This is a genomic window from Mesorhizobium sp. M2E.F.Ca.ET.209.01.1.1 (genome assembly GCF_004010375.2).
GTDB lineage: Bacteria > Pseudomonadota > Alphaproteobacteria > Rhizobiales > Rhizobiaceae > Mesorhizobium.
Genome location: NZ_SADP02000467.1, coordinates 1 through 312 on the forward strand (window position 1 = coordinate 1; position 312 = coordinate 312).

1 pseudogene is annotated in these 312 nt (G+C 57.1%); it reads left to right on the forward strand.

The features are described from left to right. Window positions 1-312 (forward strand): annotated as a pseudogene (locus EN852_RS36510) (adenylate/guanylate cyclase domain-containing protein); the annotation flags it as partial.

A 312-nucleotide genomic window follows, 5' to 3' on the forward strand; every position in this document is an offset into this window, starting at 1 on the left:
TCCTCAGCATCAGTATTGTTGACGGTGCTGGCGCGGAGCGGCTGCACATCTCTCGCATTGGCAAAAACAGGACAGAAAGCGGGGCTGATCGCTCAGGCGATCCCGCTGTCATGGGCGCCAAGACGGCGAAGGTCTGGTGCGGCCCAGTCATTTATCGTCCGGGTTCCGAACCCTCCATAACCATGGCAATGGCCAGTTACGACAATTTAGTTGTCGCGAACTCGGTCATCGCCGAAATCAGTCTGAAGCCTATCTGGTTCATCGTTTCCGAAATCCACGTGGGCCGCAGCGGCCAGGGATTTGTCATCGACC